Here is a 19,264-nt window from a genome sequence, read left to right on the forward strand (position 1 = left end):
ATTCTCGGTCATGCCCTCCGCGATCCCCGATTCCCTGACCCTCGACGTGAACCGCATTGCCGCGATCTCGCTTGATCTCGACGACACGCTCTGGCCCATCTGGCCGACCATCGAGCGCGCCGAACGCGTGCTGCACGAATGGCTTCTGCGCGAGGCGCCGAAGACCGCCAGCCTGCTCCTGACGCCGGGCGTGCTGCGCGAGTTGCGAGAAGCCACCGAAAAGGAGCGCTCCGATCTTGCGCACGACCTGAGCGCGCTGCGCCGCGAGTCGATCCGTGCCGCGCTGCGCCGATCGGGCGAGGACCCGGCGCTGGCCGATCCGGCCTTCGATGCCTTCTTTGCCGAGCGCCAGCGCGTGACGCTCTACGACGATGCCCTGCCGGCGCTCAAATGGCTCAGTGAGCGTTATCCCCTGGTGGCGATCTCCAACGGCAATGCGGACGTTCACCTGACGGGGGTCGGGCGCTGGTTCCGCACGGCCTTCAATGCGCACGCCTTCGGCAGCGGCAAGCCGCATTCGCCGATCTTCCGTGCCGCGGCGGCGTCGGTCGGGCTGCTGCCGAAGGACGTGCTGCATGTCGGCGACGACGCTGCGCTCGATGTGATCGGCGCGCTCGATGCCGGCATGCAGGCGGCCTGGCTGGTTCGCGACGAGCGACCGTGGGAACACGGCGCGCGGCCGCAACTCATCGTGCCGAACCTGCACGCGTTGTGTGTAGCGTTGGAGTCCGCGTAGGCCGCGAGTTCGTCAGCGCGAGTTCATGATGGCGCGCGCCACGGCATCGCTGACGGTCGACTGGATGTTGAAGTTCTTGAGCATTCCCGCCGAGTTGCTGGTCGCGTTGATGACGGTCTGGTTCACGATGCGCTGGTTGTCCAGCGTGTTCTGGATCACGGTGCCGTAGTTCGCGCCGCCTTGTTGCGACTGCACCGTGTTGCCCGGACCGTTCTGCACGAGGTTCAGGCTCGACAACTGCTTGTTGAGTTGCGCCGCCTGCACCGGCGTGAGGTTGTTGACCTGGCCGAAGTCCATCGTGGTCTGCGTCACGAGGTTGCCGTTGATGTAGACCGCGCGCGTGATCCCGAAGCTCACCAGCAGGCCATTGCCAGGGTCGAAGCCGCCACGCATCTGGTCGAGCGTCTGGCCGCTCACCGCCATCCACACTTCCTCGTGGCGCGGCACGGGATCGGGTTCGCCGGATGACTCCTGGGAGAGGGCGCTTCCCGCGAGCGCGCTGAGGCACAGGCCCCATGCGATGCGCGCGAACGGAGGGCGGCCGGCATGCATCAGAAGTCTCCCGGTCCCATCTTCGGCATTGTGATGTCGCCCAGGTTCGAGCGGCCGATGGCGCGGCCGAGCGGCGCGCGAGGTGCCACGCGCCAGTCGGCGGCCACGTTGAAGCGTGCCTTGTCCATGTGGCTGTGGATGACGAAGAGCAGGCCGTTCTGCCAGCTCTCGTTGAATATCGTGCGCGACATCGCGCGCGTGCCCTGCGCGGGGTCGCCGATGAGCACGCGATCGTCCTCCACGCCCTTCACGACAACGAAGTGGTGGTAGCCGTTCGAGTTGATCAGGACGATGGCGGGGATGCGCGCCTGGTTGAGCTTGTCCAGCGGCTGCTGGAAGCCATCGGCCTTGAAGCCGTGCGCTTCCAGGAAGCGCTTCATGTCGAGCAGCGAGAAACCCTCCTTGTGGATCTTCGCCTGGTCGCCGTTCTCGTACATCTCCTTGAACACCGTCTCTTCGGTGACCGGGTAGTCGTAGTGGTGCGTCAGCAGCGTGGCGAGCGCGGCCGATCCGCAACTGAAGTCGTATTTCTGGATGAGCGTGCGCGCCGTGCGCGCCTGCTTCAGGCTGCTGATGGGTATGCGCACGTCGACCCCGCCCAGGCCGGGCAGATAGGTCTGCTGGGCAGGTGCTGCGAAGGTCGCAGTCAGCAGTGCGAAGGAGAGCAGCATGCCGCGCATGGCGCTCTCCTCAATTCATCTGCAGATGAAGGATCACTGCGTTCTGTATCAGAACATTCGCGCCGGTGTTCTGGATCACGACCGGCAGGCCGTTCATGTTGGCGAACGAGCCCGAACTGATGGTGTTGTCGCCTGTGTTGACGCGGTTGGCCGAGTTGTTGGCCGTGGTGCCGTTCAATGTCATGTCGTTCGAGACCTGTTCGGCTCCGCCGCGATAGCCAGCGAGCGTTGCAGAGTCGACCGGCACTGCGGCGAAGGCCACGCCTTGATCGCTCCCGGTCGATGCCTCGCTGGTCGCCGGGGCGCCTTGCGCCGCAGCCGTACCCGGCAACAGCATCCCCAGGGCCGCGCATGCGCAGACGGACCCGATGAGGGTGGTGAATTTCATGGCGTCTCCCTTTGGCCTGCTATGAGGGCGAGGGCGAGCGACGTTCGCCGTGCGGCCCGACGATGTCGGGCGCCGCCGACTGTCCAACGCTGGTCATGGTGTTGGACATGTTGAACGTGCCTGCATTGACCGTGTTGGTCCCGCCTGCGCCGCCCGTGCCGCCCGCGCCTGCGCCACCGGTTCCGCCCTGTGCCGTGTTGGTTCCGCCAGCGCCCGCGCCACCGGCACCGCCGGTACCGCCGCCGCCGTCACCGCCTGCTCCGGCCGTGTTGCTGCCGTTGCTTGCACTGCCGTTGCTGGCACTGCCGTTCGTGCCGGAGCCGCCTGCACCGCCGGTTCCTGCGCCGGCCGTGTGAGTGCCGCCCGCTCCGCCCGTGCTGGTACCGCCCGCACCGCCTGCACCACCGGACCCACCGGTGCCGCCCGCGCCGCCAGCCGCACCTGCGCCAGCCGTGTTGGTGCCGCCCGCGCCGCTGCCACCGCCTGCGCCGCCTGTGTTCGTGCCGCCTGCGCCGCCCGCAGCACCTGCGCCACCGGTGTTGGTGCCGCCCGTACCGGCGCCGCCGCCCGCGCCTGCCGTATTGGTACCGCCGCCGCCGCCGGCGTTGCCGGTGTTGCCGCCAGCACCGCCGGTCCCGGCATTCGCATTGCCGGTACCGCCGCCGCCACCACCACCGCCGCCGTTGGAATTGCCGGTCGCGCCGCCTCGGCCCGAAGCGCCGGAGTTCGCATTGCCGGTGTCACCACCGTAGCCGCCGCTGCCGCCGCCTGCCGCTGCTGCTGCCGCGCCGCCAGCCTGGCCATTGGCGGTTGCATTGCCGCCGCCTGCGCCACCGTTCGAATTGCCGCCGTTGCCGGTGCCGCCGTAGCCCGCGGTCGCGCTGCCGTTCGTGGCGCTGCCATTGGTCACGTTGCCATTGGACGCATTGCCGCCCGCTGCGCCGACCGCTGCCTGGCCGGTACCGCCCGTCGCGCCGTTGCCCGTGCCCGAGGCGGTGCCGCCCAAGCCCCTGCCGCCGCGGCCACCCGCGCCATTGCCACCCGAAGCCGAGCCTGTGTTGTAGGCCTGGTTGCCGATGCCGCCGACAGCATTGCCCGTCACGGTGCCGCTCAGATTGCTGCTCGCCGTTGCGGTGGTCTGGTTGAAATTGAAGGCGTTGCTGAAGGTTCCGGTGGAACCGTTGTTGAGTGCTGCGGAACGTGCGGCCGACGCGTTTGCTCCGCCCGAGTCCTTGTTCGTGCTGCTGTCGGTCGTCGTGTTGGTTGTGGTCGGCGTGTTGGTGGTCGTGCTGTTGTCTGTGACCGTATTGGTATTGGTGTTGGTATCCGCGCCTTGGCCCGATGGGCCCGCAGTCTGCTGGGCGAATGCCGCGCCACTGAACCCGAAGGCAAGTGCAATGGCCGAAGCCAGAAGTGTTTTTCTCATGAACCCTCCAGAAAAGTTGAACAAGCTTGGTAGTGACGTGCGTCGCCGCAAATCAGGGGCCGCAGTGCAACTTCGGTGCCACCAACTTACTGCTTGTTTCCTCCGGTTCGTTCTCCATTGGGGAAGGGTTCCACATGACAGTTTCGCGAATGTGCGCCCTCCCGGTTTTCGAGGGCTGCAGGTGTGGTTTCGTGCGCTGAGTGTCACAGTTGCCTGACGCTGGGCACGACGCGTTTCCGTCGCTTCCAATGGGAAGCGAGAAGCGACTTGACGCGCCCGATGGGCTTTGAAGATTCGCGTTCTGTCTCAAGCGGGTGACAGTCGATTTCGAGGAAGCAAGGCGTTGCACGTAGGCCGAAGGGCATAGCGTTGAGGCCGGGCCTTGTCCCGGATGGCGCCTGCGTTTCGACTCGCGCCCGGAGCGAAGTGCAACACACCTGAGACACGCATCATGTGTGGTCTATCGGCTTACCTTTAATTGCAACTTGCGGCTTGGCACTGTTACAGGATGAGATTAGTCTGGCGCCCGATAGGTTGCGCGAAGAACCAAAAAGAGGGGGCAAAAGATGGAGACTTTTCGTCCAAAACGGGCGCTCTTGCTGCTTGCCTGTTCTTCGATGGCATGGACCGGCGTTGCTGCGCAGTCGCAGGGGACTTCGGCGACGCGGAACACGGGGACCACGGCCAAGCGGATCGAAGCACTGCAGAAGCAACTGTCCGATCAGGGACGCGAGATCGAGGCACTCCGGAAGCAGGCCACAGAGCAGGATGCGCGCTTTCGCGAACTGCAGGATCGCCTGGTTACCCAGGAAGCTCGTGACAACTTGCCCGCCCCCGGCAGCAAGCCGGTGCCGGTGCCCGGCATGCCCAACAAGATTCCCACCGAGACCGCGGGCGCGGGCGACAACGCGACGACACCGGTGCGTGTGGGCGTGGCGCCAGCGGCCGAGGTCCAGGCACCACCCGTGGCGCAGATCTTCAGCGAACCCGGGATCCTCACGCCGCAGGGCAAGTTCGTGCTGGAGCCTTCGCTGCAGTACGGCTATTCGTCCAGCAACCGGGTCGCGCTGGTGGGCTACACGGTCATCCCCGCACTGCTGATCGGCCTGGTGGACGTTCGCGAATTCAAGAACAACACTTTCATCTCTGCGCTGACAGGCCGCTGGGGCGCGACCAACCGCATGGAGGTCGAGCTGAAGGTGCCGTACATCAATCGTTCGGATTCCACGATCAGCCGCGAGATCTTCACGGGCAGCGCTTTCGACAACGTCTTCGACACGCACGGCAAGGGCATCGGCGATGTCGAGGTCGCACTCCGCTACCAGCTCGCCGACGGCCGGGACAACAACAAGCCCTATGTGGTCGGCGCGTTGCGCTTCAAGGCGCGCAACGGCAAGGATCCCTTCGAGGTGGCGACCGACTGCGTGACACGCTGCCTCGGCAATGCCACCGGTACCGGATTGCCCCTGGAGCTCCCGGTCGGCTCGGGCTTCTATTCGATCCAGCCCAGCCTGACCTTCCTGCTGCCGTCGGATCCCGCGGTGTTCTTCGGCGGTGTCAGCTACACCTACAACGTCGCTCGCAACGATGTCAGCCGCACGCTGCTGAACGGCCAGACGGAATTCCTCGGTGACGTGAAGGCGGGGGACGTCTTCGGCATGAATCTCGGCATGGGCCTGGGCATCAACGAGCGCTCGTCCTTCAGTCTCGGCATGGAGCTGTACTCCGTCGGGCGCACCAAGCAGAACGGCCAGTACGTCATCGGCTCGGTACGTACCCAGTTGGCCTCGCTGCTGCTGGGCTATTCGTACCGCTACAGCGAAAGGACCACGCTGAACGTCAGCGTGGGTGCCGGCCTGACCCGCGACACGCCCGACCTCCAACTGACAGTCAGAGTGCCGATGTCCTTCTGAAATTCGCCATGCAGGCCGGAAACATCCTTTGCGTGACGCTCGGCGGCAACGCGGGCCAGGTCATCGGCCCGCTGATTTCGCGCGGATGGAATGTGGCGCAGGCGTCGGACCTGGTGGGCGCGGGCCGTCTCCAGGCGCACCGGAATTTCAATGTCAGCATGCTCGTCGTCGGCGCCGCGCTGACGGTGCCCGAGGCTGCCGTGGAGGCCTGCGTCGCGGCCTCCGGCGGCTCGGAGTGGGTGTGTGTCTGTGATGCGCGCGCGCTCGAATCGGCGGGTGTTCGCGAACTGATCCTCGGCTGCTTCTTCGACCACCAGACGCTGCCCTTCGACGTGCACGAACTGGAGCTGATGCTCGACCGGGCCAGCCAGCGCGCCATGCTCCGGCAACTTCACGATGCCTCCCATCGTCATGCGGTGGATGCGCTGGGCATGGTGGGGCAGGGCCCGGCCATCACGCGGCTGCGCCAGCAGATTCGCAAGGTCGCGGCCACGGAGGCGCCGGTGCTGATCGGCGGCGAGAGCGGCAGCGGCAAGGAGCTCGCTGCACGGGCCATCCACCAATGCTCGAATCGCTCTGCGGGCCCGTTCGTCGCGGTCAATTGCGGTGCGATCTCTCCGTCGCTCATCCAGTCCGAGCTGTTCGGTCACGAGCGCGGCGCGTTCACCGGCGCGTCATCCGAGCGACGCGGCCTCATCGAGGCCGCGAATGGCGGCACGATCTTTCTCGACGAAATCGGCGACCTGCCGGTCGAACTGCAGACCAACCTGTTGCGCTTCCTGCAGGAGAAGACGATCAGCCGCGTGGGCGCGGTTCGCAATCTGCATGTCGATGTGCGTGTCGTGGCGGCATCGCACGTGGACCTGGCCGAAGCCGTGGCTGTCGGCCAGTTCCGTGACGACCTGTTCTATCGCCTGAACGTGCTGTCGATCGATGTCGCACCCTTGCGGCGGCGCATGGAGGACGTTCCGATCCTTGCCGAGTATTTCTTCCAGCGTTGCGTGGCGAAGAGCCGCACCCGCGTCCGGGGCTTCAGCCGCCAGGCGGTCGCGGCGATGCTCGCGCATGGATGGCCGGGCAATGTGCGCGAGCTGTTCAACCGCGTGCAGCGCGCGGTCGTCATGACCGACCGGCGCCTGATCGGCCCGACCGACCTCGGCCTCGCGATGGTGGACAACCCGGTCGGCATGGGGCTCGATGCCGCGCGCACGCTGGCGGAGCGCGACGTGATCTGCCTCACGCTGACACGGGTCGGACGCAACATCACGCACGCTGCGCGCGAACTCGGTGTGTCGCGCATGACCTTGTACCGGCTGATGGACAAGCACAGCATCGCGCTGGATTCGGAATCGAGGCCGCACCAGGCCACGCCGTGGCCGCCCGCGGAGGCGCAGATTCGTCCGGTGCCTGCGAGCGTCGCCAACCCGCTGGATGCGATCCTGAAATCCGCCGGCAACGGTTTCCGCGCCGACTGGGCGGGCGCAGGCAAACCGGCAGGGCGGGCCTAGAGCGCTCAGACCGGAGCAAACGGCTGGAAGCGGGCTGCGCATGCAGACGCAACGATGGCCTCCTGGCAGGTGTGTTCGACAAACTTCACGACCTGATCGCGAAACCACATGTGAGAGGCGTGGCGGTGGGTGCGGTCGTGCCAGGAAAGGCAGACCTCGAATTCCGGAACGTCGAATGGCATTGCGATTTCGGAAAGCCCGAAGCGGTCACGACAGCGCTTCGCGAGCGACATGGGCAGCAAGGCCACCATGTCGGTCTGCCCTGCGAGGTGCGGGGCGGTGAGATAGTTGGGCGTCACGAAGCGTCGATTGCGCTGCAAGCCAAGAGACCCCAGAGCCAGATCCACGGCTTCGCCGAAGCAATTCGTTGCGTTCGGCATGATCGCCACGTGCTCGAGTCCGGCAAATTCCTCCGGCGACAGCCGGCCGCCGACCGCCCGGTGCCCGGCACGCGCCATGCACACGATGCGATCCCTGAAGAGGGGCCGATAGCGCAGTTCGTGAAGGCATGGCGGCAGTTGACCGACGAAGAAGTCGATCTCGCCCTCCTCCAGCATCTTGCTGAAGTCCAAGGGATTGATCGGATGCCGCAAGGACATCGCGATACCCGGGTAGTCGGCGCCGAAGCTCCGGATCAGACAGTCTACGAAGAGGCATTCCAGGAAGTCCGATGCAACCATTCGAAAGACGTGATGCGCCCGATTCGGATCGAAAGAGACCGCCTTGCCCACCAGCTGGTCCATCTCCTTGAGGATCCGTTTGGCGAAGTCGCGCAATTGGAGCGCTTTGGCACTGGGAACGAGTCCGCTTGCACCTTTCACCAGAACGGGATCCGACGTGATCGCGCGCAGCTGGCTCATCGCTCGGCTCATTGCGGGCTGGCTGATGGAAACGGCTGATGCGGCGCGGGAGACCTGCGAATGGTCGACGAGAGCCACCAGACACTTCAACAGGTAGAAGTTCAGTTCACTGCCGCTGTTTCTCTCTTGCATGGAATACCTTGACTAAGCGCCCGAAGGGCGCCCTAGAGTGCGGACAAAGGCCGTTTCGCACCCGTGCGCCGCAGGCCGAACATGTGCATTGCGAACCCCGTCGGCCGCTATGCTTGCGGCGATCCGGTTCTTGTTGCTCGCAGTTCATTGGACCGGCAACGGCCTGCCGCAGCTATCCGATTTGTTCGCGACCTTTGTCCGAAAAATGCGTGCCGTGAAGGGTCTGGCGGCGCAGGCGCGCTTCGATTCCAATCCGGAGAAACCCTATGGTGCCGCCAGAGGACTCACCCATACTCGCATTCGTCAGGAGTTGGTTGTTGTTTCGACCCTTTGCTCAGGGGCTGTTTGAACGCAGACGGTTATGTTGCTCGAAGATGCGCTGGGGCCGGACGGTTCGATTCTCGTCAGGGGACTGAACTGGAACGGCGCGTGTGAATTGAATGCCGATATCCATGGGGCCTCTCAGCATGTCTCCGCACCCAATCGATACCGACTGACCTTGAGCGGCCACCTCTTGGGAGGCATGTCCTCGGCAATCGCTCGCCTTGACGAGACTGGCGCCGAACTGCGAGTCAATGTGGATCGGAAGGAGCAAAGTCTCTACATGGCCAGTCTGCCCCTGTCCGGCGAGCAGGAATTGCGAACTTCGTCCGGCATTGTGCTTTCGGACTCGGATCGTGGCGTCGTCATGTCGGCCGCCCAGCGCTTCGAACTAAGCTCCGCGGGAAATTGCCCAAAGATCCAGGCCATATTCCGTCGCTCCGCGATCGAGCGGACATTGAGCGACATCCTTGGCAGGCGCGTCGACGAACTGCTCGTATTTTCCGAAAGCATGGACGCCGTGAACGGCTTGGGTGCCGCATGGTGGCGAATGGTCAAGCACCACCACGCCGAGATCGAGCGCGCCCGTGAACTGTACGGGTGTGGCACTTTCGGCCAAGCGATCGAGGCAACCTTGATCAAGGGCCTTCTGCTCTCCCAGCCGAGCAACTATTCGGCGGAGATCAAGCAAGCACTGAACATCAAGGTTCCGGAATATGTCGTGCGCTGCAGAAGTTTCATCGAAGCAAACTTCCGTGAGACGATCCGCCTCGAAGACATCGAGGCAGCTGCGGGCGTCTCCCGGCTCAAACTCTTCGAGACCTTTCGCAAGCACACGGGGTTCACCCCGGCTGCCTACCTCAAGGATTACAGGCTTCGCCAGGCACGCGCCCAGTTGCAGCAGGACCGGTCAAACCAGAACGTCTCGTCCATTGCGTTGGGCGTGGGCTTCAACCATCTCGGTCGCTTTGCAATCGACTACAAGCGCGTCTTCGCAGAAGCGCCGTCCGACACCATCCGCCGGGTTACTCGGTGTGCGTGAGCTTTTCGGTCGAGGTGCGCGAGGCTGTCCATTCCAACGCGAAAGCTAGAGCGCCGCTGCGGCAGCGATGGCGCTGCGCACCGCGCCTTCGAGCGTGCCGGGATAGTCGCCCTCGACGTAGTCCCCGCAGGCGATGAGGTTCGGCGCGATCCGCATCGGTGGCCGGGCCAGTCCGGGGATGCAGGCGAAGGTGGCGCGCCGTTCGACCACAGTCAACACCGGCTTCAGATGCGCCAGGCTTAGTTGGTCGCGTGCCTGCGCCAGCACTTGCCGTTGCAGAGTTTCGCGGTCGCCGGTGCTTGCGCTGATCACGAAGGCCAGCAGGCCCTTCGGGCCGCCGAGTTGACCGCGGTCGAAAGCGAACTGCGCGGGCGCGTCCGGCTCGCTGCGCAGTGCGACGAAGGGCGCCTGGAGGGCGACGTCACCATGGAGGTAGATCGTGGCGATGGCCTCGTGCGGCAGCGCCTCGGCCATGGCAGACCAGTCCGACGCCAGATCGGCGGTCAGCCGGGCGGCTTCCCACGGCGAGCATGCGAGCACGATGCAATCGAAAGGCTCGTCATCGGCGCGCCAGCCGTCCTCTGTGCGTGAAAGGGCGCGGACGCGTTGCCCCAGCACTGTCCGGACGCCTTGGTCGCGCAGCCAGCGGTCAGCTGCGTCGGGGAACAGCGCGCCGAGGTCCACGCGGGGCAACAGCAATTGCGACCCGCCCGGTGTGTAGAACAACGCCTCGGCCAGCACGCGCAGGAAGACCTTGCCGCTGGCCTGCTCGGCGGGTGTGTTGAGGGCCGACACGCACAGCGGATCGGTGAGTTCGGCGCGAACGCGTGGCGTGAGCGTGGCGCACAGGCTGGCCACCGTTTGTTCCTCCGGGCATACGAAGCCTTGCCGCTGCCATTGCGTCGAGGTCTTCAGTAGGGCGAGCTTGTCGCGCCAGGACCATCCGCGCGCACCCAACACGCCGGCGACGACGTCGAGGGGCGCAATGTGCCGTGTCGCACGGTCGAGCCATGGCGCTATGTGGGGCAGCGACAAGCCACCGCCATCGGGAAATCGCAGGATGAGGGGCACGCGTTGCAGCGCTTGCCCGATGTCCACGCCGACGCGCGCCATCAGCTCGAGCGAGCGGGTATAGGCGCCGATCAGGATGTGCTGGCCGTTGTCCAGCGTCACGTCCTGTCCGTCGGGCAAGGTGGCGGCGAGCGCGCGCGCGCGGCCACCCCAGTTGCGCGCGGCCTCGAAGACCGTGACCGCATGGCCTGCCTGCGTGGCCTCGACAGCGCAGGCCATGCCCGCCCATCCGCCGCCGATGATCGCCAGTTTCATTGCTCCCCCCCAGGCTGCGCGCACTTCGTGTCGCTTCGCCTACCCCCTGCCGGGGGCAACACCGGCGGCCCGGCGAAGCCGGTTCCGCGGTGTTTCACGAATGAGTCTGGCGCCGGCGGGGGGCGCGCGGGCCGGGAAGGCGTCACAACTTTCCCAGCGCCTGGACGCGCCAGGCGAGCCAGAGTTTGCGCACCGGTGTCAGGCTCACACGCTGATTCAGCACCTGGAAGTCGTCGCGTTCAATCTCGTTCAGCAGCGTGCGGTAGATGCTCGCCATCATCAGGCCGGGCTTCTGCATGCGGCGGTCGGCGGGCGGGAGCAGGGCGAGCGCGTCGTCGTAGGCCTTGTGTGTGCGCGCCGCCTGAAACTTCATCAGGGCGACGAAGCGCTCCGAATGGACGCGGTTCAGGATCTCGTGTGCCTTGACGTCGAACTGCTGCAGTTCGTTGACGGGCAGGTAGATGCGTCCGCGCAGCGCATCCTCGCCGACGTCGCGGATGATGTTGGTCAACTGCAGCGCCAGGCCCAGCTTGTGCGCGTACTCGGTGGTCTGTGGATCGCTCTGGCCGAAGATGCGCGCCGCGCCTTCACCGACCACGCCGGCGACCAGATGGCAGTAGCGCCGCAGGGCCGTGAAGTCGAGGTAGCGCGTCTGGTCGAGGTCCATCTGGCAGCCTTCGATCACTTCGTGCAGCTGGCGCTCTTCGATGCCGTAGGTTGCGACATGCGGCATCAGCGCCTGCATCACGGGGTGATGCGGCTGTCCCGCATAGGACTGTGCGACCTCGGTTCGCCACCAGGCCAGCTTGGTGGCCGCGACGCCGGGGTCGGTGACCTCGTCGACCACATCGTCGATCTCTCGGCAAAACGCATAGAAGGCCGTGATCGCGGCGCGGCGCGGCTTGGGCAAAAACAGGAATGCGTAATAAAAACTGCTGCCCGATGCAGCGGCCTTGTCCTGGACGTACTGCTCGGGGTTCATCATTCGGGCCTCTTCATGCGGGCGATTGTCTCCGCATACACAGGGCCCGCCATGCGAGCAGCGGCGCGTCGGCCTTGGCGATGGTCGGGCGGGTCGAGAAAGTGTCGCAACCCAGCGCCTCGATCTTGTCGAGGACGCGGTTGCCGCCCTGCACCACGAAGCGCAGTTCCCATCCGGCGCGGCCCGGCAGGCGATGCACGAGCGGTGCGCCTTCACGCATCAGCGCGCGCGCCCATGCGGCCTGGCTGGCGACGAGCGCGATGGCCTGCGATGGCGGTGCTGCCTGCCCGAGCGGCCTGAAGGCGCCGAAGGCGCCGGCGTCCAGGCCGTGCGCCCGCGCGTCCTCGCGCGGCAGGTAGAAGCGGCCGCGTGGGAGATCGACGCTCAGGTCCTGCCAGAAATTGATGAGTTGCAAGGCGCTGCAGATGGCGTCGCTCTGCGCGAGCGAGGGCGTATCGTTCACGCCGTACAGATGCAGGAGCAGGCGCCCGACGGGATTGGCCGAGCGGCGGCAGTAGTCGAGCAGTTCGGCGCGATCGGCGTAGCCCGCGCCGTCGCGCGTCTTCTCGATGTCCTGCATGAAGGCGGAGAGGAGATCGGCCAGAAGGCCTTCGGGCAATGCGAAGTCGCGCATGGCGTGCGCGAGCGGCCCGAAGACTTCGGGCCAGCGGTCGGAGGGCGCCGCGCCCCGCGCCGTGGCAGCGAGGTCCGCGCGAAAGGCGCGCAGGTCATCGAGCCGCTCGGCTGGGTTGGCATCGCCTTCATCGGCGATGTCGTCGGCCGTGCGCGCAAAGGCGTAGATCGCGGCGATGGGCGGCCGCAGCCGCGGCGGGCACAGCCAGGAGGCGACGGGGAAGTTCTCGTAGTGCGTCGGCGTTGCGGCGAGCACGGGATTGGGGCTGGATGGCACGCGGCGGATTGTGCTTCACGGCACAGTACGATCGGCTCACCCACGACGGACCCCCATGACCGCAACGACGCAGAAACTATCCCCCGCCGACGCTGCGCCTCATCCGAGTGCCGGCCCGGCCGTGATGATCGCGGCGCTCGGCGTGGTCTTCGGCGACATCGGCACCTCGCCGCTCTACGCGTTCAAGGAAACGCTGAATCCGGAGCATGGAGTGGCCTTCTCGCCCGAAGTGGTGCTCGGCCTGCTCTCGCTGATCTTCTGGGGGCTGATGTTCGTCGTGACGCTGAAGTACGTGGTCTTCGTGCTGCGCGCGGACCAAGACGGCGAAGGCGGCATCCTGGCGCTGCAGGCGCTGGCCCGGATTTCGGTGGCTGGCCCGTCGGCGCGGCCCTGGGTCTGGCAACTGATCGGGGCGCTGGGGCTCCTGGGCGCGGCCATGTTCTACGGCGACAGCCTCATCACGCCGGCCATCTCGGTGCTCTCGGCGGTCGAGGGCCTGGAAGTCGAGGCGCCGGGGTTGAGCCACTTCGTGGTGCCCATCACGCTGGTGATCCTCGTCGGCCTGTTCGCGATGCAGCGCAAGGGCACCGGCGCGGTGGGCAAGGTGTTCGGGCCGGTCATGCTGCTGTGGTTCCTCGCGATCGCAGTGGGCGGCCTGTGGCAGGTCCTGAAGCATCCGGAGGTACTGGCGGCACTGGATCCGCGTCATGCGGTCGGCTTCCTGGTCACGCACCGTGCGCAGTCGCTCGGCGTGCTGGGCGCGGTGTTCCTTGCCTTCACCGGTGGGGAAGCGCTCTATGCCGACATGGGCCATTTCGGCGCGCGGCCGATTCGGCTGGCGTGGATCTTCATCGCCTTGCCCGGCCTCGTGCTCAACTATTTCGGCCAGGGGGCGCTGGTGTTGTCGAATCCGGCGGCCATCGACAATCCGTTCTTCCGGCTCTTTCCGTCATGGGCCGTGCTGGCGATGGTGATCCTTGCGGCCATGGCGACGGTCATCGCCTCGCAGGCCGTCATCTCCGGCGCGTTCTCGCTGACGGCGCAGGCGATGCGCATGGGCTACCTGCCGCGCATGCGTGTGATCCAGACCTCCGGCGAGGCCATCGGCCAGATCTACGTGCCGGGCGTCAACTGGATGTTGATGGTGGGCGTGCTGCTGCTGGTGCTCGGTTTCCGGAGTTCGAGCGCACTGTCGGCGGCCTATGGGATCGCGGTGTCGATCACGATGGTGACCACCACGCTGCTGGCCGGCATCGTGGCTTTCAAGCTCTGGCGCTGGAATCGTGTGGCCGTGGTGGTGGGCGTAGCGCTCTTCGCCGTGGTCGACGTCACTTTCGTGGTCGCCAACAGCCTGAAGATCGCCGAGGGCGGCTGGCTCACGCTGGCGGTGGCCGTGGTGGTGATGGTCGTGTTCACGACCTGGGCCAAGGGAAGGCGCCTCGGGTTGGAGGCCGCTGCGGCGGAGAGCCTGCCGCTGGCGCCTTTCGTGCGGTCGCTCGAGGCGCACATGCCGCACAGGGTCAAGGGAACGGCCGTGTTCCTGAACGCCGATGCGGAGTCGGTGCCGCATGCGCTGCTGCACAACCTCAAGCACAACCAGGTGCTCCATGAACAAGTGATCGTGCTCAAGGTGCAGTCGTGCGACACGCCGCGGGTGGACGCTCGCATTCGGATCGAGGCCGAATCGTTCGGACACGGCGTGTGGGTCGTCATCGCGCGTCACGGCTACATGGAGCGCCCGGACGTGCCCGAGTTCATCCGCATCCTGGCTTACCAGAAAGGGCTGGCCTGCGAATCGATGTCGACGTCGTACTTCGTGTCTCGTGCCTCGATCGGCGACGAAGCCCTGCCGGGGATGAATCCGGTTCGACGGGCGCTGTTCGGCTGGCTCCAGCGAAACGCCGGGCGGGCCTCGGACTACTTCGAGTTGCCCGGCAATCGACTCGTGGAGATGGGCCAACGGAATTAGTGTTTTCGTTGACAGGGATTCGCGTTTACCCTAGATTACTAACCGGCTGGTCATTAATGACCCCGACCGAATCTTCAAGGGTGCTTCATGACCGCGTCGTCCCTCTCATCGTTCCCCAGCCGCGTGGGCCTGCTGCTTGCGATCCTCACCCTGGCCGGACTCGCCGGCTGCTCCCGCCCTCCGGCTGCCGAAGAGCCCCTGCGTGCGGTCAAGGTGGTCCTGGTGGGGACGAGCGCCTACGGCACCGAGCCGGAATATTCGGGCGAGGTTCGCGCCCGCGTCGAGTCGCGGCTCGGGTTCCGGGTGGCCGGCAAGATCACGCGTCGACAGGCCGAACTCGGGCAGCACGTGCAGGCTGGCCAGGTGCTGGCGCAACTTGATGCGCAGGACTACAAGCTGGCCGCCGAAGGCGCCCGTGCGCAACATGCAGCGGCGCTGACCAATCGCGATCTCGCCGCGGCGGACCTCAAGCGCTATCGCGAACTGCGCGCACAGAACTTCATCAGCGGCGCCGACCTGGAGCGCCGCGAGACGACGTACAAGGCCGCGCAGGCCCAGCTCGAACAGGCCCAGGCGCAGCTCTCGTCGCAGGGCAACCAGGCCAACTACACGACGCTGATTGCCGACGTGGCGGGCGTCATCACCGCCATCGAAGCCGAGCCGGGACAAGTGGTCGCGGCCGGGACGCCGGTCGTGCGCATCGCCCAGGACGGCGCTCGTGACGTTGTGTTCGCCGTGCCCGAAGACCGGGCCGGACTGGTCAAGGCGGGTTCCGCCGTCGCAGTGCGCGGTTGGGCCAGCGGCACGGATCTCGAAGGCAAGGTGCGCGAGGTTGCGGCGAGTGCCGACGCGGTCACGCGGACCTACACGATCAAGGTGACCATCGATGCCGCCACGGCGCCGGCGTTGGGTGCCACGGTCTACGCACGTCCGAAGGCGCTGTCGCACACCGGCACGCCGGTGTTGAAGCTGCCGACCAGCGCGTTGCGCCAGGAAGGCCAGGGCACGGCCGTGTGGGTGCTCGACAAGGACTCGATGACGGTCCGCTCGCAGGCCGTGCAGGTCGCCACCGCCGATGGCAACGACGCGGTCATCGGCACCGGCATCACCCCGGGCATGCTCGTCGTCGCTGCCGGCGTGCACGTGCTCTCCCCGGGCCAGAAGGTCTCGATCTACCAGGAGAAAGGGAAGGGCGCCGCGCCCGGCAGTCCCGCCCAAGAGTCGGTGCCCGTCGCTCCCGTTGCCACGCGCTGAGGACGCCTGACATGACGTCCCAGACCGACGCGTCCGGCAAGGCCGGATTCAATCTCTCGAAATGGGCGCTAGAGCACTCCGCGCTCACACGCTACCTGATGCTGGTGCTGATGCTGCTGGGCTTCGCGTCCTACTTCCAGCTCGGCCAGGACGAAGACCCACCATTCACGTTCCGCGCGATGGTGGTCCGGACGTACTGGCCGGGCGCCACGGCGCAGCAGGTGGCCGAGCAGGTGACCGACAAGCTCGAGCGCACGCTCCAGGAAGCGCCGTACGCCGACAAGATCCGCAGCTACTCCAAGCCGGGCGAGTCGCAGATCATCTTTCAGATCAAGGATTCATCGAAGGCCGGCGAGGTCGCCAATGTCTGGTACACGGTGCGCAAGAAGATCGCCGACATGCGCGGCACGCTGCCGGCCGGCGTCCAGGGCCCCTTTTTCAACGATGACTTCGGCGACGTCTACGGCGTGATCTACGCGCTGGAGAGCGACGGCTTTACCTACGCCGAGCTCAAGACCTTCGCGGACGACGTGCGCCAGCGGCTGCTGCGCGTGCAGGATGTGGCCAAGGTCGAGCAGTTCGGCGTGCAGGACGAGAAGGTCTTCATCGAGGTCTCGCAGAAGCGGCTGGCGCAACTCGGCCTCGACTTCAACACGGTGCTGGCTCAGCTCGGGTCGCAGAACGCGATCGAGAGCGCCGGAACGATCCAGTCGCCGCAGGACGTGGTGCAGGTGCGCGTCGGCGGCCAGTTCACGAGCGTGGAGCAACTGCGCGCGATGCCGATCCAGGGCAGCTCTGGCAACCACATGCGCCTGGGCGACATCGCGGAGATTCGTCGTGCCTACGTCGATCCGCCCGCGGTCAAGGTGCACCACCAGGGGAAGGAAGTCATTGGGCTCGGGGTCTCGATGGCCAAGGGCGGCGACATCATCGCGCTCGGCAAGTCGCTGCGAAGCGCCACCGCCGAGATCGACAAGCAGTTGCCGCTCGGCGTCAAGCTCGTGCAGGTGCAGGACCAGCCGGTCGCGGTGTCGAGGTCGGTCAATGAATTCATCCACGTCCTGATCGAGGCCGTGGCGATCGTGCTGGCGGTCAGCTTCGTCGCGCTGGGGCTGCACCGAGGCGGGCGTTTCGGCTGGTACATCGACATCCGGCCTGGCCTGGTGGTGGCGATCACCATTCCGCTGGTGCTGGCAGTGACGTTCCTGGCCATGAACTACTTCGGCATCGGCCTGCACAAGATATCGCTCGGATCGCTGATCATCGCGCTCGGCCTGCTGGTCGACGACGCGATCATCGCCGTCGAGATGATGGTGCGGAAGATGGAGGAGGGCTACGACAAGGTGCGTGCCGCGACCTTCGCCTACGACGTCACCGCCAAGCCGATGCTCACGGGCACGCTGATCACGGCGGCGGGCTTCCTGCCGATCGGCATCGCGAAGTCGGTCACCGGGGAATACACCTTCGCGATCTTCGCGGTCACGGTGATCGCGCTGGTGCTGAGCTGGTTCGTGTCGGTGTACTTCGTGCCCTACCTCGGCACCCTGCTGCTCAAGGTGAAGCCGCACGATCCCGATGCCCCGCCACACGAACTGTTCGACACGCCGTTCTACAACGCCTTCCGGCGCATGGTGAACTGGTGCGTCGAGCATCGGTGGATGACGATCGGCGCCACGCTGCTGGTCTTTGCGCTGGGCATCGTCGGCATGGGGAAGGTGCAGCAGCAGTTCTTCCCGGATTCGAGCCGGCCGGAGATCCTCGTCGAGCTGTGGTTTCCGGAAGGCACGTCCTTCGCCGCGAACGAAGAGGTGGCCGAGCGCGTCGAGCAGCGCCTGCAGCGGGAAGCGGGCGTCGAGACGGTGACGACCTGGATCGGCTCGGGTGTGCCCCGTTTCTACCTGCCGCTGGATCAGGTCTTCCCGCAGACCAATGTGTCGCAGATGATCGTGCTGACCAAGGACCTGAAGTACCGCGAGTCGCTCCGCATCAAGCTGCCGGCCGTGCTGGCCCAGGAGTTCCCCGAGGCGCGCGGCCGCGTCAAACTGCTGCCCAACGGCCCGCCGGTGCCGTACCCCGTGCAGTTCCGCGTGATTGGCACCGACCCTGCAAAACTGCGCGCGCACGCCGACCAGGTCAAGGCCCTGATGCGCCAGAACCCCAACATGCGGGGCGTCAACGACAACTGGAACGAATCGGTCAAGGTGATCCGGCTGGAAATCGACCAGGACAAGGCGCGTGCGCTGGGCGTCACGAGCCAGGCGATCGCACAGGCCTCGCGGACCATGTTCAGCGGCACGACCGTCGGCCAGTACCGCGAGAACGACCTGCTCATCGACATCATGGTGCGGCAGTCTCCGGACGAGCGCGAATCGATCTCGGATATCGGCAATGCCTACCTTCCGACAAGCTCGGGCCGCGCGATTCCGCTGACGCAGATCGCCAAGCCGGTCTTCACCTGGGAGCCGGGCGTCATGTGGCGCGAGAACCGCGACTACGCGATCACGGTGCAGGGCGACATCGTCGAGGGGCTGCAGGGCGCGACGGTGACCAACCAGTTGCTGCCCAAGCTGCGCGAACTCGAGGCGAAATGGCACGCGGCGGGCGACGGCGCCTATCGCATCGAGGTGGCCGGTGCCGTGGAGGAAAGCAGCAAGGGCTCGGCATCCATCGTGGCGGGCGTGCCGATCATGCTGTTCCTGGTGTTCACGCTGCTGATGCTGCAACTGCACAGCTTCAGCCGGTCGCTGCTGGTCTTCATCACGGGGCCGCTGGGCATCGTCGGCGTCGCGGGGGCGCTGCTCCTGCTCAACCGGCCGTTCGGGTTCGTGGCGCTGCTGGGCGTGATTGCGCTGATGGGGATGATCCAGCGCAACGCCGTGATCCTGATCGACCAGATTGAGAGCGACCGCGCCGCGGGCGTTGCAACCTGGGACGCGATCGTCGAATCGGCTGTGCGGCGGTTGCGGCCGATCGTGCTGACGGCGGCGGCGGCCGTGCTGGCGATGATTCCGCTGTCGCGCAGCGTTTTCTGGGGCCCGATGGCGGTGGCGATCATGGGCGGCCTCATCGTGGCGACCGTGTTGACATTGCTGGCGCTGCCGGCGATGTACGCCGCCTGGTTCCGCGTGAAGCGCGACGAGAGAAACCCGGTGGTGGAGGCCGAGGAGGCTCTCGTTCGCGCTTAAAATACGCGGTTGACCGATTTCAGGCGGGGGGCTTCCGGGTCGTCCGCTTCCGAATGACCGAAGGCGGCCTGCGGGCCGCC

The 19,264-nt window shown here is 66.1% G+C and carries 16 protein-coding genes; 8 read left to right on the forward strand and 8 right to left on the reverse strand.

Annotated elements, in window-relative coordinates:
• The first annotated feature begins 10 nt into the window (after nt 1-10).
• A complete protein-coding gene (locus AC1D3B_RS23890; protein ID WP_478193156.1) occupies nt 11-736 on the forward strand; it encodes an HAD family hydrolase in 726 nt (241 codons plus the stop codon).
• Nucleotides 737-748: 12 nt separating this feature from the next.
• Here AC1D3B_RS23890 and AC1D3B_RS23895 read toward each other — a convergent pair whose 3' ends face one another.
• The 4 genes from AC1D3B_RS23895 to AC1D3B_RS23910 are packed head-to-tail and all read right to left on the reverse strand — an operon-like array spanning nt 749 to nt 3,782.
• Entirely contained in the window at nt 749-1,288 is a 540-nt protein-coding gene (locus tag AC1D3B_RS23895; RefSeq protein WP_478193157.1) for a hypothetical protein, read from the reverse strand.
• On the reverse strand, nt 1,288-1,968 hold the full coding sequence (locus tag AC1D3B_RS23900; protein ID WP_478193158.1) for a C39 family peptidase: 681 nt from the start codon (nt 1,966-1,968) through the stop codon (nt 1,288-1,290). Before AC1D3B_RS23900 ends, AC1D3B_RS23895 begins: the two co-directional genes overlap by 1 nt.
• Nucleotides 1,969-1,978: 10 nt before the next feature.
• Nucleotides 1,979-2,356 carry a hypothetical protein gene (locus AC1D3B_RS23905; protein ID WP_478193159.1) on the reverse strand — a complete coding sequence of 126 codons (378 nt, stop codon included), beginning with the start codon at nt 2,354-2,356 and terminating at the stop codon, nt 1,979-1,981.
• A gap of 19 nt (nt 2,357-2,375) precedes the next feature.
• Nucleotides 2,376-3,782, reverse strand: a complete 1,407-nt coding sequence (locus AC1D3B_RS23910) for a hypothetical protein (RefSeq protein ID WP_478193160.1) — start codon at nt 3,780-3,782, stop codon at nt 2,376-2,378.
• A gap of 617 nt (nt 3,783-4,399) precedes the next feature.
• Here AC1D3B_RS23910 and AC1D3B_RS23915 point away from each other — a divergent pair.
• Together AC1D3B_RS23915 and AC1D3B_RS23920 are read left to right on the forward strand one after the other, a co-directional pair.
• Nucleotides 4,400-5,695: an acetate kinase gene (locus tag AC1D3B_RS23915; RefSeq protein ID WP_478193161.1), complete on the forward strand. Its 1,296-nt coding sequence runs from the start codon at nt 4,400-4,402 to the stop codon at nt 5,693-5,695.
• An 8-nt stretch (nt 5,696-5,703) separates the two neighbouring features.
• Nucleotides 5,704-7,203 carry a sigma-54 interaction domain-containing protein gene (locus tag AC1D3B_RS23920; RefSeq protein ID WP_478193162.1) on the forward strand — a complete coding sequence of 500 codons (1,500 nt, stop codon included), beginning with the start codon at nt 5,704-5,706 and terminating at the stop codon, nt 7,201-7,203.
• Nucleotides 7,204-7,208: 5 nt separating this feature from the next.
• On the opposite strand, the gene AC1D3B_RS23925 is transcribed toward AC1D3B_RS23920, so the two are convergent.
• Nucleotides 7,209-8,195: a LysR family transcriptional regulator gene (locus AC1D3B_RS23925; RefSeq protein WP_478193163.1), complete on the reverse strand. Its 987-nt coding sequence runs from the start codon at nt 8,193-8,195 to the stop codon at nt 7,209-7,211.
• A gap of 130 nt (nt 8,196-8,325) precedes the next feature.
• Here AC1D3B_RS23925 and AC1D3B_RS23930 point away from each other — a divergent pair, with 130 nt between their 5' ends.
• Nucleotides 8,326-8,544 carry a hypothetical protein gene (locus AC1D3B_RS23930; protein ID WP_478193164.1) on the forward strand — a complete coding sequence of 73 codons (219 nt, stop codon included), beginning with the start codon at nt 8,326-8,328 and terminating at the stop codon, nt 8,542-8,544.
• A 12-nt stretch (nt 8,545-8,556) separates the two neighbouring features.
• The gene (locus AC1D3B_RS23935) at nt 8,557-9,558 is read left to right on the forward strand and encodes an AraC family transcriptional regulator (RefSeq protein WP_478193165.1); all 1,002 of its coding nucleotides are present in this window, start codon (nt 8,557-8,559) and stop codon (nt 9,556-9,558) included.
• 45 nt (nt 9,559-9,603) lie between these two features.
• Here AC1D3B_RS23935 and hpnE read toward each other — a convergent pair whose 3' ends face one another.
• From hpnE to hpnC, 3 genes are all read right to left on the reverse strand, one after another.
• A complete protein-coding gene (hpnE, locus tag AC1D3B_RS23940; RefSeq protein ID WP_478193166.1) occupies nt 9,604-10,884 on the reverse strand; it encodes a hydroxysqualene dehydroxylase HpnE in 1,281 nt (426 codons plus the stop codon).
• A 142-nt stretch (nt 10,885-11,026) separates the two neighbouring features.
• Nucleotides 11,027-11,866 (reverse strand): presqualene diphosphate synthase HpnD, encoded by an 840-nt coding sequence (hpnD, locus tag AC1D3B_RS23945; RefSeq protein WP_478193194.1) that lies wholly within the window; start codon nt 11,864-11,866, stop codon nt 11,027-11,029.
• A 13-nt stretch (nt 11,867-11,879) separates the two neighbouring features.
• A complete protein-coding gene (gene hpnC, locus AC1D3B_RS23950; protein ID WP_478193167.1) occupies nt 11,880-12,776 on the reverse strand; it encodes a squalene synthase HpnC in 897 nt (298 codons plus the stop codon).
• Nucleotides 12,777-12,831: 55 nt separating this feature from the next.
• Between hpnC and AC1D3B_RS23955 the strand changes: the two genes are divergently transcribed.
• The 3 genes from AC1D3B_RS23955 (at nt 12,832) to AC1D3B_RS23965 (ending at nt 19,184) form a co-directional block, all read left to right on the forward strand.
• Nucleotides 12,832-14,745, forward strand: a complete 1,914-nt coding sequence (locus AC1D3B_RS23955) for a potassium transporter Kup (protein ID WP_478193168.1) — start codon at nt 12,832-12,834, stop codon at nt 14,743-14,745.
• Nucleotides 14,746-14,832: 87 nt separating this feature from the next.
• A complete protein-coding gene (locus AC1D3B_RS23960) occupies nt 14,833-15,999 on the forward strand; it encodes an efflux RND transporter periplasmic adaptor subunit (RefSeq protein WP_478193169.1) in 1,167 nt (388 codons plus the stop codon).
• 11 nt (nt 16,000-16,010) lie between these two features.
• A complete protein-coding gene (locus AC1D3B_RS23965) occupies nt 16,011-19,184 on the forward strand; it encodes an efflux RND transporter permease subunit (protein WP_478193170.1) in 3,174 nt (1,057 codons plus the stop codon).
• Nucleotides 19,185-19,264: the final 80 nt, after the last annotated feature.

Source organism: Variovorax sp. P5_A3 (assembly GCF_056400665.1).

What these genes read in the sequence shown, in the direction of transcription:
- AC1D3B_RS23895 (WP_478193157.1), bottom strand. Translation starts at nt 1,288, where the DNA reads ATGCATGCCGGCCGCCCTCCGTTCGCGCGCATCGCATGGGGCCTGTGC.
- hpnE (WP_478193166.1), bottom strand. Translation starts at nt 10,884, where the DNA reads ATGAAACTGGCGATCATCGGCGGCGGATGGGCGGGCATGGCCTGCGCT.
- AC1D3B_RS23965 (WP_478193170.1), top strand. Translation starts at nt 16,011, where the DNA reads ATGACGTCCCAGACCGACGCGTCCGGCAAGGCCGGATTCAATCTCTCG.
- AC1D3B_RS23900 (WP_478193158.1), bottom strand. Translation starts at nt 1,968, where the DNA reads ATGCGCGGCATGCTGCTCTCCTTCGCACTGCTGACTGCGACCTTCGCA.
- AC1D3B_RS23920 (WP_478193162.1), top strand. Translation starts at nt 5,704, where the DNA reads ATGCAGGCCGGAAACATCCTTTGCGTGACGCTCGGCGGCAACGCGGGC.
- hpnD (WP_478193194.1), bottom strand. Translation starts at nt 11,866, where the DNA reads ATGAACCCCGAGCAGTACGTCCAGGACAAGGCCGCTGCATCGGGCAGC.
- AC1D3B_RS23935 (WP_478193165.1), top strand. Translation starts at nt 8,557, where the DNA reads ATGTTGCTCGAAGATGCGCTGGGGCCGGACGGTTCGATTCTCGTCAGG.
- AC1D3B_RS23905 (WP_478193159.1), bottom strand. Translation starts at nt 2,356, where the DNA reads ATGAAATTCACCACCCTCATCGGGTCCGTCTGCGCATGCGCGGCCCTG.
- AC1D3B_RS23925 (WP_478193163.1), bottom strand. Translation starts at nt 8,195, where the DNA reads ATGCAAGAGAGAAACAGCGGCAGTGAACTGAACTTCTACCTGTTGAAG.
- AC1D3B_RS23915 (WP_478193161.1), top strand. Translation starts at nt 4,400, where the DNA reads ATGGCATGGACCGGCGTTGCTGCGCAGTCGCAGGGGACTTCGGCGACG.
- AC1D3B_RS23910 (WP_478193160.1), bottom strand. Translation starts at nt 3,782, where the DNA reads ATGAGAAAAACACTTCTGGCTTCGGCCATTGCACTTGCCTTCGGGTTC.
- AC1D3B_RS23960 (WP_478193169.1), top strand. Translation starts at nt 14,833, where the DNA reads ATGACCGCGTCGTCCCTCTCATCGTTCCCCAGCCGCGTGGGCCTGCTG.
- AC1D3B_RS23955 (WP_478193168.1), top strand. Translation starts at nt 12,832, where the DNA reads ATGACCGCAACGACGCAGAAACTATCCCCCGCCGACGCTGCGCCTCAT.
- AC1D3B_RS23890 (WP_478193156.1), top strand. Translation starts at nt 11, where the DNA reads ATGCCCTCCGCGATCCCCGATTCCCTGACCCTCGACGTGAACCGCATT.